Source organism: Massilia sp. CT11-108 (assembly GCF_047302915.1).
GTDB lineage: Bacteria > Pseudomonadota > Gammaproteobacteria > Burkholderiales > Burkholderiaceae_D > Telluria > Telluria orientalis.
Genome location: NZ_JBKYMO010000068.1, coordinates 1 through 17,624 on the forward strand (window position 1 = coordinate 1; position 17,624 = coordinate 17,624).

17 protein-coding genes are annotated in these 17,624 nt (G+C 65.1%); 5 read left to right on the forward strand and 12 right to left on the reverse strand.

From position 1 onward, the window contains the following. Together carB and carA are read right to left on the reverse strand one after the other, a co-directional pair. On the reverse strand, window positions 1-3,264 hold a 3,264-nt coding region (gene carB, locus ACEN88_RS08545; protein WP_413338746.1), incomplete at its 3' end, for a carbamoyl-phosphate synthase large subunit. Next, entirely contained in the window at window positions 3,248-4,426 is a 1,179-nt protein-coding gene (carA, locus tag ACEN88_RS08550; RefSeq protein ID WP_413338747.1) for a glutamine-hydrolyzing carbamoyl-phosphate synthase small subunit, read from the reverse strand. The genes carA and carB, both read right to left, overlap by 17 nt. 297 nt (window positions 4,427-4,723) lie before the next feature. Here carA and ACEN88_RS08555 point away from each other — a divergent pair, with 297 nt between their 5' ends. From ACEN88_RS08555 to ACEN88_RS08565, 3 genes are all read left to right on the forward strand, one after another. After that, on the forward strand, window positions 4,724-5,155 hold the full coding sequence (locus ACEN88_RS08555) for a hypothetical protein (RefSeq protein ID WP_413338749.1): 432 nt from the start codon (window positions 4,724-4,726) through the stop codon (window positions 5,153-5,155). Window positions 5,156-5,235: 80 nt separating this feature from the next. Continuing rightward, a complete protein-coding gene (locus ACEN88_RS08560; RefSeq protein ID WP_413338751.1) occupies window positions 5,236-5,688 on the forward strand; it encodes a DUF2147 domain-containing protein in 453 nt (150 codons plus the stop codon). Window positions 5,689-5,784: 96 nt separating this feature from the next. After that, on the forward strand, window positions 5,785-6,189 hold the full coding sequence (locus ACEN88_RS08565; RefSeq protein ID WP_413338753.1) for a hypothetical protein: 405 nt from the start codon (window positions 5,785-5,787) through the stop codon (window positions 6,187-6,189). Window positions 6,190-6,195: 6 nt separating this feature from the next. Here the strand turns inward: ACEN88_RS08565 and ruvB are convergent, their stop codons facing one another. The 10 genes from ruvB to tyrS all read right to left on the reverse strand — a co-directional run bounded on the left by ruvB (window position 6,196) and on the right by tyrS (window position 14,975). Next, the gene (gene ruvB, locus ACEN88_RS08570; RefSeq protein WP_413338755.1) at window positions 6,196-7,263 is read right to left on the reverse strand and encodes a Holliday junction branch migration DNA helicase RuvB; all 1,068 of its coding nucleotides are present in this window, start codon (window positions 7,261-7,263) and stop codon (window positions 6,196-6,198) included. Window positions 7,264-7,279: 16 nt separating this feature from the next. Continuing rightward, window positions 7,280-7,858, reverse strand: coding sequence for a Holliday junction branch migration protein RuvA (gene ruvA, locus ACEN88_RS08575; protein WP_036235449.1), 579 nt, complete (start codon window positions 7,856-7,858; stop codon window positions 7,280-7,282). A gap of 16 nt (window positions 7,859-7,874) precedes the next feature. Then, the gene (ruvC, locus tag ACEN88_RS08580; protein ID WP_413338757.1) at window positions 7,875-8,420 is read right to left on the reverse strand and encodes a crossover junction endodeoxyribonuclease RuvC; all 546 of its coding nucleotides are present in this window, start codon (window positions 8,418-8,420) and stop codon (window positions 7,875-7,877) included. Window positions 8,421-8,513: 93 nt separating this feature from the next. Next, entirely contained in the window at window positions 8,514-10,100 is a 1,587-nt protein-coding gene (purH, locus tag ACEN88_RS08585) for a bifunctional phosphoribosylaminoimidazolecarboxamide formyltransferase/IMP cyclohydrolase (protein ID WP_413338759.1), read from the reverse strand. Between the two features lie 94 nt (window positions 10,101-10,194). Next, window positions 10,195-10,428 carry a helix-turn-helix domain-containing protein gene (locus tag ACEN88_RS08590; protein ID WP_036235444.1) on the reverse strand — a complete coding sequence of 78 codons (234 nt, stop codon included), beginning with the start codon at window positions 10,426-10,428 and terminating at the stop codon, window positions 10,195-10,197. A gap of 194 nt (window positions 10,429-10,622) precedes the next feature. Then, window positions 10,623-11,648, reverse strand: coding sequence for a tRNA dihydrouridine synthase DusB (gene dusB, locus ACEN88_RS08595; protein WP_413338761.1), 1,026 nt, complete (start codon window positions 11,646-11,648; stop codon window positions 10,623-10,625). Window positions 11,649-11,780: 132 nt separating this feature from the next. Continuing rightward, entirely contained in the window at window positions 11,781-12,455 is a 675-nt protein-coding gene (locus ACEN88_RS08600; protein WP_413338763.1) for a histidine phosphatase family protein, read from the reverse strand. Window positions 12,456-12,512: 57 nt separating this feature from the next. Next, a complete protein-coding gene (locus tag ACEN88_RS08605; protein ID WP_056122360.1) occupies window positions 12,513-13,187 on the reverse strand; it encodes a YbhB/YbcL family Raf kinase inhibitor-like protein in 675 nt (224 codons plus the stop codon). Between the two features lie 58 nt (window positions 13,188-13,245). Beyond that, entirely contained in the window at window positions 13,246-13,704 is a 459-nt protein-coding gene (gene dtd, locus ACEN88_RS08610; protein WP_413338765.1) for a D-aminoacyl-tRNA deacylase, read from the reverse strand. Further along, the gene (tyrS, locus tag ACEN88_RS08615) at window positions 13,701-14,975 is read right to left on the reverse strand and encodes a tyrosine--tRNA ligase (RefSeq protein ID WP_413338766.1); all 1,275 of its coding nucleotides are present in this window, start codon (window positions 14,973-14,975) and stop codon (window positions 13,701-13,703) included. Before tyrS ends, dtd begins: the two co-directional genes overlap by 4 nt. Before the next feature lie 169 nt (window positions 14,976-15,144). Between tyrS and ACEN88_RS08620 the strand changes: the two genes are divergently transcribed. After that, a complete protein-coding gene (locus ACEN88_RS08620) occupies window positions 15,145-16,503 on the forward strand; it encodes a peptidoglycan DD-metalloendopeptidase family protein (RefSeq protein ID WP_413338768.1) in 1,359 nt (452 codons plus the stop codon). 73 nt (window positions 16,504-16,576) lie between these two features. Then, the coding region (locus tag ACEN88_RS08625; RefSeq protein ID WP_413338770.1) for an anhydro-N-acetylmuramic acid kinase at window positions 16,577-17,624 on the forward strand (1,048 nt) is incomplete at its 3' end.

Genomic DNA, 17,624 nt, shown 5'->3' on the forward strand with positions numbered 1-17,624 from the left:
GTGTTCATCCGCCAGCCGTTCACCGAATCGGCCGCGCGCGGACGGCGTCGCGGGGGTCTCGCCGTGCAGCGTACGCAAGGAATACAGGCCATAGTTGTCGATGTGGCGGATTCCCTCCAGCGCCGCTTCGGCGCCGGCGATGGTGGTGTAGCACGGCGCACCGCATGCCAGCGCGGCCACGCGCAGCGCGCTCGACGCGTAGATGGCGGCGCGCTTCTCGTCCACGGTCAACACGACCAGGGCGATCTCGCGAGCGCGCATCAGATCGAGCACCTCGGCGTCGTCCACGGTCGCGACCGGAATGTCGGCCGCCGCGATCACGGTCGCGGTGACGTGGCTGGCGCACAGCGTGAAACCGGCCGCGTGCAACTGACGGGCCAGCGCCACGGCGCGCGCCTGGTCGCCGCGCTTGACGCGCATGAAGACCCGGCCTGCGCGCGGGAGGCGTACGTTGGCCGCCAGTTGCGCCTTGTGGAACGCTTCACCGAACGTGGCTCCCACGCCCATCACTTCGCCGGTCGATTTCATTTCCGGGCCGAGGATGGTATCGACGCCGGGGAATTTCGCGAACGGGAACACGGATTCCTTGACGCAGAAGCGGGACGGGACAGCTTCTGCCGTCACGCCCTGGCTCGCCAGCGACTGCCCCGCCATGCAGCGCGCCGCGATCTTGGCCAGTTGCAGTCCCGTGGCCTTCGACACGAACGGCACCGTGCGCGAGGCGCGCGGGTTCACTTCCAGGACGTAGACATGGTCGCGCAGCCTGCCGTCCACCTTGACCTGCTGGATCGCGAACTGCACGTTCATCAGGCCGACGACGTTCAGGCCGCGCGCCATCCGGGAGGTCTGGCGCTTGAGTTCCGCGATCGTCTCCGGCGCCAGGGAATACGGCGGCAGCGAACAGGCCGAGTCGCCCGAATGGATGCCCGCCTGCTCGATATGTTCCATCACGCCGCCGATCACGACGTCGGTGCCGTCCGCGACGCAGTCGACGTCGCACTCGATGGCGTCGTTCAGGAAGCGGTCCAGCAACACCGGCGAATCATGCGACACCTTGACGGCTTCGCGCATGTAGCGTTCGAGGTCGGCCTGTTCATGCACGATCTCCATCGCGCGCCCGCCCAGCACGTACGATGGGCGCACCACCAGCGGATAGCCGATTTCCTCCGCCATGCGCACGGCGTCAAGCTCGGTACGCGCGGTGCGGTTCAGCGGCTGGCGCAGTTCCAGCCTGTTCAGCAGCTGCTGGAAGCGCTCGCGGTCTTCGGCCGCGTCGATCATGTCGGGCGACGTGCCGATGATCGGCACGCCGTTGGCCTCCAGCGCCAGTGCCAGCTTCAGCGGCGTCTGCCCGCCGTACTGGACGATCACGCCTTCCGGCTTTTCCAGGGCAACGATTTCCAGCACGTCTTCCAGGGTGAGCGATTCGAAGTACAGGCGGTCCGACGTATCGTAGTCGGTCGAGACGGTCTCCGGATTGCAGTTGACCATGATGGTCTCGTAACCGTCCTCGCGCAGCGCCATGGCGGCATGGACGCAGCAGTAGTCGAATTCGATGCCTTGGCCGATGCGGTTCGGGCCGCCGCCCAGCACCATGATCTTGCGCTTGTCGGTGGGTTCGGCTTCGCACTCGTCGTCGTAGGTCGAATACAGGTACGCGGTGCGGGTGGCGAATTCGGCGGCGCAGGTGTCGACGCGCTTGTACACGGGGCGCACGCCCAGCTGGTGGCGGCGCGCCCGGACCTCGTCTTCGTGGGTCTTCAGCAGCGCCGCCAGGCGGCGATCCGAGAAACCCTGTTGCTTCAACCTGCGCAGGATGGGTTCGTCCAGGGCGCCGAGGCGCTGGGTCTCCAGCCACAGTTCGACCTCGACCAGGTCCTGGATCTGCGCCAGGAACCACGGATCGATGCGCGACAGACGATGCACGTCGTCCAGCGAATATCCCTGGGCGAACGCGTCGCCGACGAACCAGATTCGCTCCGGACCGGGCGCCGCGAGTTCCGCATCGATCACCTCGGTGTACGATTTCCTGCGCCGCAGCCCATCGACGCCGATGTCCAGGCCGCGCAACGCTTTCTGGAACGACTCCTGGAAGGTGCGGCCCATCGCCATCACTTCGCCCACGGATTTCATCTGCGTGGTCAGGCCTGTGTCGGCACCGGGGAATTTTTCGAAAGCGAAGCGCGGAATCTTGGTGACGACGTAATCGATAGCCGGCTCGAACGAGGCCGGGGTCGCGCCGCCGGTGATCTCGTTGCGCAGTTCGTCGAGCGTGAAGCCAACGGCCAGCTTGGCCGCCACGCGGGCGATCGGAAAGCCGGTGGCCTTGGAAGCGAGCGCGGACGAACGCGACACGCGCGGATTCATCTCGATGACGATCATGCGGCCATCGGCCGGGTTGACCGCGAACTGCACGTTCGAGCCGCCCGTGTCGACGCCGATCTCGCGCAGCACGGCGAGCGACGCGTTGCGCATGATCTGGTATTCCTTGTCCGTCAGCGTCTGCGCCGGCGCGACGGTGATCGAGTCGCCCGTGTGCACGCCCATCGGGTCCAGGTTCTCGATCGAGCAAACGATGATGCAGTTGTCCTTCTTGTCGCGGACGACCTCCATCTCGTATTCCTTCCAGCCGACGAGCGATTCCTCGATCAGCAGTTCGGAGGTGGGCGACAGTTCCAGGCCGCGCGCGCAGATGGCGTTGAATTCACGCGCGTCGTGCGCGATGCCGCCGCCGCTTCCTCCCATCGTGAACGACGGGCGGATGATGACGGGGAAGCCCAGCTTGGCCTGCTCGGCCCAGGCCTCGGCCATGTCGTGGGCCACGCCCGAACGGGCCGAGCCCAGGCCGATCTTCGTCATCGCCTCCTTGAACCGGGAGCGATCCTCGGCCTTGTCGATGGCGTCAGGCGTCGCGCCGATCAGTTCCACGCCATGTTCGGCCAGCACGCCGTGGCGATGCAGGTCGAGCGCGCAGTTGAGCGCCGTCTGGCCGCCCATCGTGGGCAGGACGGCGTCCGGTCTTTCGGTGGCGATGATGCGCGCCACGACTTCCCACTGGATCGGCTCGATGTACGTGACGTCGGCCATGTCCGGGTCGGTCATGATCGTGGCGGGATTGCTGTTGACCAGGATGACCTTGTAGCCCTCCTCGCGCAAGGCCTTGCAGGCCTGGGCGCCCGAGTAGTCGAATTCGCACGCCTGGCCGATCACGATCGGACCGGCGCCGATGATCAGGATGCTGTTGATATCAGTGCGCTTGGGCATTGCCTGCCTCCATCAGCGAGATGAAACGGTCGAAAAGGGTGCCCAGGTCGTGCGGACCGGGCGAGGCCTCGGGGTGGCCCTGGAAACAGAAGGCCGGCCTGTCGGTGCGCTCGAAGCCTTGCAACGAACCGTCGAACAGCGACACGTGGGTTACCCGGCAATTGGGCGGCAGCGTGGCCGCGTCGACCGCGAAACCGTGGTTCTGGGAGGTGATCATGACCCGGCCGCTGGCCAGGTCCTGCACGGGGTGATTGGCGCCGTGGTGGCCGAACTTCATCTTGACGGTCTGCGCGCCCGAAGCGAGCGCCATGATCTGGTGGCCGAGGCAGATGCCGAAGGTCGGCACGCCCCGCTCGATGATGTCGCGCGACGCGGCGATCGCATAGTCGCACGGGGCCGGATCGCCGGGGCCGTTCGACAGGAACACGCCGTCCGGATCGAGCGCCAATACCTCCGCGGCACCGGTTTGCGCCGGCACCACCGTCACGCGGCAGCCGCGTTGGGCCAGCATGCGCAGGATGTTGGCCTTGATGCCGAAGTCGTACGCCACCACGTGGAAGCGCGGCGCATCCTGGACACCATGACCTGCGCCAAGGCGCCATTCCGTTTCGCGCCACTCGTAGCGCTCACGGACACTGGCGACCCTGGCCAGGTCCATGCCCCCCAGGCCTTCGAAGCCGCGGGCCAGCGCGACCGTTTCCTCGGCGGACAAGCCGACGGCGATGGCGCCGTTCTGCGCCCCCTTGCTGCGCAGGATGCGCGTGAGCTTGCGGGTGTCGATGCCGGCGATGGCGACGACGCCCTGGGCCTTCAGGTAATCCGAGAGTGCCTGGGTCGAGCGAAAGTTCGATGCCAGCAGCGGCAGATCCTTGATGACCAGGCCCGCGGCGTGGACCCGCGCTGCGGGACCATCGGACGATTCACCGTCTTCCGGATTGACGCCGGTGTTGCCGATGTGCGGATAGGTCAGCGTGACGATCTGGCGCATGTAGCTGGGATCGGTCAAGATTTCCTGGTAGCCAGTCATCGCGGTGTTGAAGACGACCTCGCCAGTGGTGTGACCGGTTGCGCCGATGCCATATCCGCGAAAGATGCTGCCGTCCGCGAGGGCGAGTATCGCCCGGGTTTCCGTGCCTGGCGCTCGGTCGAGAGGGTGTTTCATGGAGACTCCTCGCAATACGATGTAGTGAAGCGCGCGATGGAAAACCCGCTGCGCATGTGTAGCCTGATGCCAGTTTCCTGCTTTGCAGAAACGACGAGAATCGGAACATTAGCGCACTTTTTTTAGTGCCGCACAGAAATTTTTTTGTGAAACGAAAAAAACGACACTTCGCATATCGATTTACAAGCGTCCTTACGGAACCGTCCGGCTGCCGTTGCCGTCCGATGTGACAATGTGAGTCAATACAGCGCACGCGCTTCGCTATACTCGTCCGGACTTCATCCATCGAGAGGACGCATGAAACGCCGGATCCCGCTGTTGTTCGCCTTTGCATGGCATGTGTCCGCCCACGCGGCCGATCGCCTGCCTGCCCACGTCGCCGGGAGCTGGGGCTCGGCGCAAACCGTCATGTACCTGCAGGCCGACGGCGATGGCCTGATGGCCGGCTCCGCACCGCCGGCCACCGAGGCAGGCAACGCGCGCCCCATCATTGGCTTCCCGGTCCGCGCGGCGCTGGACGGCGACACGCTGCTGCTGCGGCCCTACCTGCCGAAAGGCGCGCCGGCGACGGACGTCGCGATGACCTGCCGCTACGACGCGTCCGCGCCCTCCTTCACGTGCACGGGCCCGGACAAGACGCCGTTCGTCCTGCGCCGCCTCGGCGCGGCACTGCCGCCCGAAGCCACCTCGACGATCGCCGGCCTGAAAGCCCGGCAAAACGGCTCCTGAGGCCAGGCCGTCGTTTACCGAACGACCGTGCAGTTTGCTACACTGGCAGAGCACGCAACCATATTCCAACAGGAGACACAATGCGCCATCTCGCCCACGCCGCCATCCTTACGTTTGCCGCCGCTCTCGCCGCCCCGCTCGCCTGGGCCCAGGACGCTTCGCCCGTCGGACTGTGGAAGACCATCGACGATGCCTCCGGCAAGCCGACCGCCCTGATCCGCATCACGGACAACCAGGGCGAACTGCAGGGGAAGATCGAAAAACTGTTCCGCACGCCGGAAGAGGACCAGAACCCGAAATGCACGCTGTGCCAGGGCGCACGCAAGGACCAGCCGATCGTCGGCATGACCATCGTGTCGGGCCTGCGCAAGAACGGCGACGAGTACACGGGCGGCGAGATCCTCGACCCGAAGAACGGCAAGGTCTACAGGAGCAAGCTGAGCGTCCACGAAGGGGGCAAGAAGCTCGAAGTGCGGGGCTACGTGGGCGTGCCGATGTTCGGGCGGTCGCAGGTCTGGCTGCGCCAGGAATAACGACATTCGTAAATACAACAGGACGTGTCGTGCGCGCCACGGCCGGTGCCGCTATGCTAATCTGATGAATGTTTCATTCAACCAATTGGCATTCACATGATCTTCCTGCGGCTCCTGTCGTTCCTGATCAGCATTGTCATCCCGATGGCGCTGCCCCTCGTGCTCTCCGATGTCAGCACCCGCGGCATGCCCGGCTGGCCCGTGCTGGGCGGCCTGTTCGGCATGAGCCTCGTTTCCGGCAGCTTCCTGTACATCGCCCTGCTGGGGTCGCGCATGCGCCGGTCCATCATCCTGCGCATCCTGGGCGGCCTGCTGCTGCTGCTGCCGATGGCCGCCAGCATTGCCGTCCTGCTGACGCGTACCCAGGAAGAGATGCTGTTGGCCGGCGGCGCGCTGCTCGCGGCCTCGGTGCTGATGTTCATCAGCTTCGTCTTCCCGGGCTTCCCTGAAAGCCAGCGCCCCATGCGCAAGCGCGACCGCCAGGAGCCGGCGGTGCCCTGACGTGAACTAGGCAGGCGGGAGGTTGTCCCACAGGTCACCGGTCGGGCTGATGCGCGGCGCGGCGACGCCGAAATGCCGGTAGGCCAGCGGCGTGGCGATGCGCCCGCGCGGTGTGCGCTGCAGATAACCCTGCTGGATCAGGAACGGTTCCAGCACGTCCTCGATGGTATCCGCCGCTTCGCCGATGGCGGCCGCCAGGTTGCCGATGCCCACCGGGCCGCCGGCGAACTTGAACAGCACCGCTTCCAGCAGCTTCCGGTCCATCACGTCGAAGCCGACCGTATCCACGTCGAGCATGCGCAGCGCGCGGTCGGCCATCTCGCGCGTGATCTCGCCATTACCCTTCACTTCCGCATAATCGCGCACGCGGCGCAGCAGGCGGTTGGCGATGCGGGGCGTGCCGCGGGCGCGCTTGGCGACTTCGCGCGCGCCCTCTTCGTCGGTCGGCGCCTCCAGCAGCGCGGCGCTGCGGGCGACGATCTTCGTCAATTCCTCGACGTTGTAGAACTCCAGCCGGGCGACGATGCCGAAGCGGTCGCGCAGCGGATTCGTCAGCATGCCCGCGCGCGTCGTGGCACCGACGAGCGTGAACGGCTGCAGGTCGAGCTTCACGGAACGCGCGGCCGGGCCTTCGCCGATCATGATGTCGATCTGGTAGTCTTCCAGCGCCGGGTACAGGATCTCCTCGACCACGGGCGACAGGCGGTGAATCTCGTCGATGAACAGGACGTCGTTCGCCTCCAGGTTCGTCAGCAGCGCGGCCAGGTCGCCGGGGCGCTCCAGCACGGGGCCGGACGTCTGGCGCAGGTTGACGCCCATCTCGCGCGCGATGATGTGCGCCAGCGTCGTCTTGCCGAGGCCCGGCGGGCCGAACAGCAGCGTGTGGTCGAGCGCTTCGCGGCGCTTCCTGGCCGCGTGGATGAAGATTTCGAGCTGGTCGCGGATCTTTTGCTGGCCGACGTATTCGTCCAGATGCTTGGGACGCAACGCGCGCTCGATCGCCTCCTCGTTGGGCGAGGCCGGCGCGGCGTCGATGATGCGCTGCTCGGTGAAATTGTCGGTCTGGATGCTCATCGTGGACTTCTAAAAATTACGCCTTGGACAACGCCTTCAACGCCAGCTTGATGCCGTCGGACACGCTGGTCCCGGCCGGCATGTTCTTGATGGCGATGAGGGCTTCCTTGTCAGAATACCCCAAAGCCAGCAGCGCATTGAGCACGTCTGCCTGCGCATCGTCGTGCGGCGTGCCGGCCGCGACGCCAATGTCGGCGCCCAGCTTGCCCTTCAGTTCCAGCAGCAGGCGCTCGGCCGTCTTCTTGCCGATGCCCGGCACCTTGACCAGGCGCCCCGCTTCCTGCAACGTCACGGCCTGGGCGAGATCGTTCACAGTCATGCCGGACAGGATGGACAATGCCGTGCGCGCGCCGACGCCGGTGATCTTGATCAGCTGGCGGAACACGGCGCGCTCGTTCGCCGACCCGAAGCCGAACAGCAGGTGCGCATCCTCGCGCACGACGTAGTGCGTGAACAGCGTGACCTTCTCGCCCGTGTGCGGCAGGTTGTAGAACGTGCTCATCGGTACGTCGACTTCATAGCCGACGCCCTGGCAATCGACGAGCACCTGCGGCGGGTTCTTTTCCAGCAGGACTCCGGAGAGACGACCGATCATGGTGACCTTTCAATAATTAGACGAGGCGGCCGCGCTTCATGTGCAGCGTCGGCTTTTTCGGATTGCCAGGTGCGAGCGTGCCGATCAGTGCCAGCGCATCCTGGCTGTTGGCATGGCAGATGGCAATGCCGAGCGCGTCGGCCGCATCCGCGCCCGGCAGGCCCGGCAGCTTGAGCAGGCGCGCGACCATGTCCTGCACCTGCGCCTTGACGGCCTTGCCCGTGCCGACAACAGCTTGCTTGACCTGCGTGGGCGTGTACTCCGCCACGTCGAGGTCGGCGCCGACGAGGGCCGTGATCGCGGCGCCGCGCGCCTGGCCGAGCAGCAGGGTCGACTGCGGATTGACGTTGACGAAGACTTTTTCGATGGCCGCGCAGGCCGGCTGGTAGGTGGCGACGATTTCGCTGACGCCGGTCAGGATGACTTTCAGCCGCGGCGGCAGCGCGCCTTCGGTGCCCGTCTTGATGGTGCCGGACGCGATGTAGCGCAACCGGTTGCCTTGCTTTTCAATGACGCCGAACCCTGTCGTACGCAGGCCCGGGTCGATGCCGAGAATAATCATTATCGAATGTTATACCGGCGCGGGTGTTTCGTGGGAAAAATACTGTGCAAAAACACAGGTCGAGGCAACAACGTTGCCTCGACCATTCGCCAATTAATGGCGGAAGTGACGCGTACCAGTATAGAGCATGACCACGCCACGTTCATCCGCCGCGTCGATCACTTCCTGGTCGCGCATCGAGCCGCCCGGGTGGATGACGCAGGTCGCGCCCGCGTCGGCGACGACATCGAGACCGTCGCGGAACGGGAAGAACGCATCCGACGCCACGGCCGAGCCCACCAGCGACAGCCCGGCGTTCTGCGCCTTGATCGAGGCGATGCGCGCGGAGTCGATGCGGCTCATCTGGCCGGCGCCCACGCCGAGGGTCATGCCGCCGGCGCAGAACACGATCGCGTTCGATTTGACGTACTTGGCCACGCGCCAGGCGAACATCAGGTCCTGCAGCTGCTGCGGGGTCGGCTGCTTTTTCGACACGACGCGCAGGTCGCCCATGCCGACGTTCTTCGCGTCCGGCGACTGCACGAGCAGGCCGCCACCCACGCGCTTGACGTCGTACACGTTCTGGCCGTCGCCCAGGGCGATTTCCAGCAGGCGCACGTTCTGCTTGGCCGACATGATCTGCAGCGCTTCGGCCGTGAACGCCGGGGCGATCAGGACTTCCACGAACAGCTTGGCGATGGCTTCCGCCGCCGGGCCGTCGACCGGCACGTTGAAGGCGATGATGCCGCCGAAGGCCGAGGTCGGGTCGGTCTTGAGGGCGCGCTGGTAGGCGTCCAGCGCGTCGGCGCCGATCGCGACGCCGCACGGGTTCGCGTGCTTGATGATCACGCAGCCGGCCGGCATGTTGAAGCCGCCCAGCGACTTGACGCATTCCCAGGCCGCGTCCGCATCGGCGATATTGTTGTACGACAGTTCCTTGCCCTGCAGCTGGCGGTAGTTGGCCAGGCTGCCGGTGGCCGGCACGAGGTCGCGGTAGAACGCGGCCGTCTGGTGCGGGTTTTCGCCGTAGCGCATGTCCTGGACTTTTTCGAAGTGCAGGTTCAGCGTCTGCGGGTAGGCGGCGCGGTTCGTGTGATCCTTGTCCGGGCCAAGGCTCGTCAGGTAGTTCGTGATGGCGGCGTCGTATTGCGCCGTGTGCGCGAACACTTTCTTGGCCAGGCGGAATTTCGTCTCGTAGCCGACGCTGCCGGCCGCTTCGCCGGTACCTTTCATCTCGGCCAGCACCGGACCGTAGTCGGCCGGGTCGACGATGACGACGACGTCGCGGTGGTTCTTGGCCGCCGAGCGCAGCATGGTCGGGCCGCCGATATCGATGTTCTCGATCGCGTCTTCCAGCGAGCATTGCTCCTTGGCGACGGTGGCCTGGAACGGGTACAGGTTGACCACCACCATGTCGATCTGCGGGATGCCGTGCTCTTCCAGCTTGGCAACGTGTTCCGGGAAGTCGCGGCGGGCCAGGATGCCGCCGTGGACCTTCGGATGCAGCGTCTTCACGCGGCCATCGAGCATTTCCGGGAAGCCAGTGTAGTCGGCGACTTCGGTGACCGGCACGCCATTGTCCTGCAACAGTTTGGCGGTACCGCCAGTGGACAGGATGTTCACGCCGAGGGCGGACAGCGCACGCGCGAAATCGAGGACGCCGGTTTTGTCGGAAACGGAGATGAGTGCTTGTTTGATCATGGGAGTGGCCTGTTGAAAAAAATCTGGACGGGCTCGCGCACGCCGGACAAAGGGCCCGACGCACGCCTGCACGCCCCGGCCCCTCCGCCGGCGCTTACAGCAGCCCGTGCTCCTGCAACTTCTTGCGTAATGTATTGCGATTAATGCCCAGCATCTGGGCGGCATGCGACTGATTGCCCTCCGCCCGCGTCATCACCACTTGCAGGATCGGTTTTTCGACGGTCAGGAGCATCATGTCGTAGATGTTCGTCGGTTTCTGCTCGCCCAGGTCGTTGAAATAGTCTTCGAGGCTTTTTTGAACGACTTCCTGGATACTTTCTTTGCTCATGGTTTACAGCTTCATCCTGGTTAAATGCTGCTTTTGGCAGCGTTTGTCTCCGACGTTCTTCTAATTGTTGTTTAAAGGAGTCTCGGAAACCGTCGCGAGCGGCAGTAATTTTGTTCGAGAAGCACAGCTGTACGCTAGTACAGCGAGCATCGCAGGACAAAATGGCAACGCGCAGCAGGTTTACGGGCCTCCTTTTAGGCGGCAATCGCGTCATCGTCAGGATGCGCGGGCCGGTATTGTAACCGGTCGCCATACCGGTGTTGCGATTTAAAAAACTCATCGACGGCGGATAATTGTTCAGCGGTCGATTCCAAACGGTTCATGCGCTGGCGGAATTCTTCGCCGCCGGGCAGGTCTTCGACATACCAGCCGATGTGCTTGCGCGCCGTGCGCACGCCCAGGTATTCGCCGTAAAAGGCGTAGTGGGCCGGCAGGTGTTCGTGCATCAGCTCACGCACCTCGTCCACCAGCGGCGGCGGCAGGTACGCCCCCGTGCGCAGGAAGTAATCGATTTCGCGACAGATCCAGGGACGGCCCTGGGCGGCGCGGCCGATCATCACCGCATCGGCGCCGGTGTAATCCAGCACGAACTTCGCCTTGTCCGGCGTCGTGATGTCGCCGTTCGCCACGACGGGTATCTTCACGGCGGCCTTGACGGCGGCGATGGTGTCGTACTCCGCATCGCCCTTGTAGCCGTCGGCGCGGGTGCGGCCGTGCAGGGTCAGCATCGCGATGCCGGCCTCCTCGGCCATGCGGGCGATCGTCAGCGCGTTCTTGTTTTGGCGATCCCAGCCGGTGCGGAATTTCAGGGTGACGGGGACATCGACGGCGTTCACGACGGCGTCCAGGATGCGCTGCACGAGGTCTTCGTGCTGCAGCAGCGCCGAACCGCACCAGTTATTGCACACCTTCTTGACCGGACACCCCATATTGATGTCGATGATCTGGGCGCCGCGCTCGACGTTGAACCTGGCGCATTCGGCCAGGTCGTGCGGGTCGGCACCGGCGATTTGCACGGCCTTCGGCTCCATCTCGCCCGCATGGTCCGTGCGCCGCGACGATTTCTCGCTGGCCCACAGGCGCGGATTCGACGCGGCCATCTCGGACACCGCATAGCCCGCGCCCAGCGTCTTGCACAGCTGGCGGAACGGACGATCGGTCACCCCGGCCATCGGGGCGACGAAGACATTGTTACGCAGCGTATAAGGACCAATTTGCACGGCAGAAAATTCACGGGAAGCGACGGGAACTCGCTATTTTACCCGAAGCGCTGCTCAATTTATCAGCACATTTTTTTATGGGATTGTTGCGCACGCGCCAGAAAACGCTTGCCAACCCCACCAGCATGCCTTTTAGGGAAGCTCGTCGAGCACGGCCGGACGCAGGTGATCGACCTCGCCCCAGCTACCCAGGACGAGGCTGCGATCGGCCGGGTCGAAGCGGAAACGGTTGATGCTGGCGTTGTAGACCTTGAAGTCGCGCGGCGTCTCCAGCGGCAGCCCGCGCGCCAGGCGGTAGGCACATTCCAGCACGCCGCCATGCGCGACGAGCGCGATCGTCTTGCCGGGATGGTCCGCCGCCAGCGCGAGGATGGCGCCGGTCGCGCGGTCGAAGAACGACCGGAAGCTCTCGCCCACGTTGCGGCCCGGCGGCAGTTGCGCATCGACGTCGCGCGCCTGCCAGGCGGCGAATTCACGTGGGAAACGTTCTTCGATCTCGCTGTACAGCAAGCCTTCGAAGCCGCCATAGCCGCGCTCGCGCAGCGCCGGGTCGATGGCCACCGTCAGTCCGCGGCGGTCAGCCACGGCCTGGGCGGTCTGGTGGGCCCGGCGCAAGTCGCTCGCGACGATGAGGTCGAGAGGCTCGCCCGCGAGCGCGCCCGCCAGCAGTGCGGCCTGGCGCTCGCCTTCGTCGTTCAGTGGAATGTCCAGGTGGCCTTGCAGGCGGCGTTCGGCGTTCCAGGCCGTTTCGCCGTGACGGATCAGGAGGATGTCGGTGGGTGCTGCGGATGCGTTCGTTGTCGTCATGCGGATGCGCCGCTCCGCACCGCGGAGCGATCATTCAAGCGTAGCTTGTCAAAAAAATCAGGAAGGCTGGCCGATCAGGTTGCCCGTCACGTCCGGGTTCAGCGAGTACACGCCGAAGATCTTCGCCTCGTCCAGGATGTGCCCCGTGATGGCCAGGCGCACTTCCTTGCCCGTGAAGCGGCCCGCCAGCGGCAGGCGCGGGATGTCGAGGGCGTACAGCGTAAAGACATAGGTGTGCACGCGTTCGTCGTTCCATGGGGGGCACGGGCCGTCGTAGCCATAGTATTCGCCGGCCATGTCCGGGTCGTTCGCGAACCAGCCCGTGTAATCGTTGATGCCGTGGCGGAGCTGGTGTTCCGTGCCGTTCTTGATCGTGAACGGCACCAGCGGCCCGCTCTTGCCGCCCGGCGTGACCATGTCCGAGAACTTGCCCTCGGCGAAGGATTTCAGGCACACGGGAATGTCGACGAGGGACCAGTGATAGAAGTCCGTGCGCGGCAGCGCATCGGGCACGGTCCGGCCCTCCTTGTTCACGTCCGTGCCGTCCGTCGGCACGTCGATGTCGTGCACGAGCAGGACCAGCGACTGCGTACCGGCCGGCACGTCGTCCCAGGCGATGTGCGGGCTGCGGTTGGTCGACAGCTTGATGTGGTTGCCGGGATCCATCTCGGCGAACGCACATCTGGGCGGAATCATGTCGCCCTCGGTAAAGGAATCGCTCCAGATCTTCATGTTCTTTCTCCCTGCATCCTTAGCCTCAGACTCTCGCCGCGGCGCGCGGTTTCCGGTTTCAGTGCGCGACACGGGGTGGATCAATGCGCAGCCAGAACGTCACCGGTCCGTCATTGATCAGCGCCACCTTCATGTCGGCGCCGAAACGACCCGTTTCGACGATACCGTGACGCTCGCGCGCCTGGCGCACGACATGGTCGAACAGCCGGCGTCCGTCCTCGGGTGCGGCGGCAGGCGAAAACGACGGGCGGGTGCCGGAGCGGGTGTCCGCCGCCAGCGTAAACTGCGGCACGAGCAGCAGGCCGCCCGCCACGTCCGTCAAGCTGCGGTTCATCTTGCCGGCGTCGTCGGCAAACACGCGGTAGGTCAGGAGTTTCGCGAGCAGCGCGTCGGCTTCCCGCTCGGTGTCGCCCTTTTCCGCGCACACGAGCACCATCAGGCCGCGCCCGATCGCACCCGTGACCTCGCCGTCGACCGTGACGCTGGCCTCGCCGACCCGTTGCAGCAGGCCGATCATGCGCTCAAAGTCACGCGGGCGAACTTGCGCTTGCCGACCTGTAGCACGAACGTGCCGGCCTGCACCTGCAGCGCCTTGTCGGAGACGACCGTGCCGTCGATGCGCACGCCGCCCTGGTCGATCATGCGCATCGCTTCCGAGCTGGAGGCGCACAAGGCCGTCTGGCGCAGCAGTTGCGGCAGGCCCAGCGGTGCGCCCGAGACGGCCACTTCCGGCACGTCGTCCGGAATGCCGCCCTTGGAGCGGTTGACGAAGTCGGCCAGCGCATCCTCGGCCGCCTGCTGCGAGTGGAAGCGGGCGACGATTTCCTGGGCCAGCGCCACCTTCGCATCGCGCGGGTTGCCGCCGCCCGCCACCTCGGCTTTCAGAGCGGCCAGGTCCTGGATCGAACGGAACGACAGCAGCTCGTAGTACTTCCACATCATCACGTCCGAGATGCTCATCAGCTTGCCGAACATCGTGTTGGCCGGTTCCGTGATGCCGATGTAGTTGTTCTTGGACTTGGACATCTTCTCGACGCCGTCCAGGCCTTCCAGCAGCGGCATCGTCAGGATGCACTGAGGTTCCTGGCCGTAATCTTTCTGCAGTTCACGGCCGACCAGCAGATTAAATTTCTGGTCCGTTCCACCCAGCTCAAGATCCGCTTTCAAAGCGACGGAATCATAGCCTTGCATCAAAGGATAGAGGAACTCATGGACCGAGATCGGAGTCCCACTCTTGTAGCGCTTGGTAAAGTCGTCGCGCTCCATCATGCGGGCCACGGTGTAGCGCGAGGCGAGCTGGATCATGCCGCGCGCGCCGAGGGCGTCGCACCATTCGGAGTTGTAGCGGATTTCCGTGCGCGCCGGGTCGAGCACAAGCGACGCCTGCTTGAAATAGGTGGTGGCGTTCGCTTCGATCTGCTCGCGGGTCAGCGGCGGACGGGTCGCGTTGCGGCCCGACGGGTCGCCGATCATCGACGTGAAATCGCCGATCAGGAAGATCACCTGATGGCCCAGGTCCTGCAGCTGGCGCAGCTTGTTCAGCACCACCGTGTGGCCCAGGTGCAGGTCGGGCGCCGTCGGGTCCAGGCCCAGCTTGATGCGCAGCGGGGTGCCGCTCTGTTCCGAACGGGCCAGTTTCTGGGCAAATTCGCTCTCGATCAGCAGCTCGTCCACACCGCGCTTGGTGATGGCGAGGGCTTCCTGGACGGCGTCGCTCAGGGGCAGAGGAGCCGGACCGGCTGCTGGCGTTGCAATTTTTGCATTACCAGAAATTTCTGGAGAAGTCATAAAAAATTTGTAGGAAAAGGACTAAAGCGGTTGTAAGACCCGGTATTTTGATATAATTCGCGATCCCGTCAATCTTGCCGCACGAAAAGTTTCAACGACAACACTAATAACAACGACAAAAAAATCACGGTGTCTTGGGCTGTTCAAGCGGTAAATTTTAACTGATTGCATGAACCCATTACAGAAAATCGCCGGCAAGCGCTGGTTTGGCCTGGCTGAAACGAGCCGCAAAACCCGCATCGTCGCCGGGGGTGCCGCAGCCCTGGCACTGTGCGCCTTCGGCGCCACCGCAGTCGCCCCGATCGCTCCGGACGCGTCGGACATGCCGGTCAAATCAGTCGCGCAAGACCTGCAACTGCCGAACCTGGCAGACCAGATCGCCGCCCTCCAGCAAGACCAGCAGCAATTCATCCACGAAGAACGCATCCGTGCCGGCGACTCGCTCGGCACCGTGTTCAACCGCCTCGGCATCGAAGACCAGCAAGCCCAGGCCTTCGTCCGCAGCGACAAGACCGCCCGCTCCATCCTCTCGCTCAAGACCGGCAAGCGCATCCAGGCCGAGACCGACGAGAACGGCCTGCTGCTGACCCTGCACGCGACGATCGCCGACAAGGACCAGTTCAAGACCGTCACCATCACGCGCAAGGGCGACAAATTCGTATCGAATTCCGCGCCTGCACAGCTCGAGCGCCGCGTTGAGATGCGTTCGCGCAACATCAACAGCTCGCTGTACGCCGCCACCGACGATGCCGTCGACGGCAGCCAGATCCCCGATTCCGTCGTCAACCAGATCATCGAGATGTTCTCGACGAGCATCGACTTCCGCTCGGACCTGAAGCGCGGCGACCGTTTCAACGTCGTCTACGAAACCTTCTGGCTGGATGGCGAGATGGTGCGCACGGGCCGCATCCTGGCCGGCGAATTCGTCAACCGCGGCGTCGCCTACCAGTCCGTCTGGTACGAAGACCCCGTCACCCACCAGGGCGGTTACTACAGCCTGGACGGCAAGTCGCTGAAGAAGGCATTCCTGAAGTCGCCGGTGGCGTTCAACCGCATCTCGTCGGGCTTCTCGATGCGCGTGCACCCGGTGTTCGGCACCTGGAAGAAGCACGAAGGCGTCGACATGGCCGCACCGATGGGTACCCCGATCAAGGCATCGGGCGACGGCGTCGTCGAATTCGTCGGCACCCAGAACGGCTACGGCAACTTTGTCGTGCTCAAGCACTGGTCCAACTACAGTACCGCGTACGGCCACATGAGCCGCTTCGCCAGCGGCCTGCACCGCGGCCAGAAAGTGTCGCAGGGCGACGTGATCGGCTACGTGGGCACGACGGGCTGGGCAACGGGCCCGCACCTGCACTACGAATTCCGCATCGGCGGCCGCGCCACCGACCCGATGGCAATGAAGAACCTGCAGCAGCAGCCGCTGACGCCGGGCGAAATGACCCGCTTCAAGATGGCCGCGGCCGAGATGTCGCACCGCTTCTCGCTGCTGTCGCCGGCCGGTAACGCGATGGCTGCGCGCTGATCCTTCAGCGTCGTTCAACGAACGCCTTGCACGTCGACATGCGTGCAAGGCGTTTTGCTTTCAGGAGTCGATAATGGCATCCACTCTCTACATCGGGCTGATGTCCGGCACCAGCCTGGACGGCGTCGACGGCGTGCTGGCCGATTTCAACGGCCGCGGCATCCGCACGCTGGACGCTGCCTTCACGCCCTTCCCGGCCGACCTGCGCGCCGAACTGATGGCCTTGCAGGCCGCCAGCGCCAACGAACTGGAGCGTGAAGCGCTGGCCGCCAACGCGCTGGCCCGTTGCTACGCCGAGTGCGTCAAGACGTTGGCCGCCGCGGCGCCGGGCCCGGTCCGCGCCGTCGCCGTGCACGGCCAGACGATCCGCCACCGCCCCGAACTGGGTTTTACCCGCCAGACCAATAATCCGGCGCTGCTGGCGGAACTGGCCGGCATCGACGTCATCGCCGACTTCCGCAGCCGCGACGTCGCCGCCGGCGGCCAGGGCGCCCCGCTCGTCCCCGCGTTCCACGAAGCCCGGTTCGGCAAGCGCAACCAGGTGCGCGCCGTCGTCAACATCGGCGGCATCGGCAACATCAGCGTGTTGCACGGCGACGGCCGCGTGACCGGCTACGACACCGGCCCCGGCAACGTGCTGATGGACCTGTGGATCGCACGCCACCAGGGCAAGGCCTACGACCAGGACGGCGCCTGGGCCGCGACGGGCACCGTCGACGCGCCCCTGCTCGACCTGCTGTTGGATGAACCCTATTTCCGCCAGCCGCCGCCCAAGAGCACGGGCCGCGACCTGTTCCACGCGGACTGGCTCGATGGGAAGCTGGCGCAGCGGCCGGGAGTCTCACCCGCCGACGTGCAGGCCACCCTGACGCGCCTGACGGCGGTGACGATCGCCCACGCCATCCAGGCGGAGGCCGACGCGCAAGCCGTCTACGTGTGCGGCGGCGGTGCCTATAACGGCGTGCTGCTGCGCGACCTCGCCGACGCGCTCGGCGGTACTATCCCGGTCGCGTCGACGGCGACGCTGGGCGTCGCGCCGAACCGCGTGGAAGCCCTCGCGTTCGCGTGGCTCGGCTATCGCTTCCTGCGCCGCCAGCCGGGCAACCTGCCGGCCGGTCTCG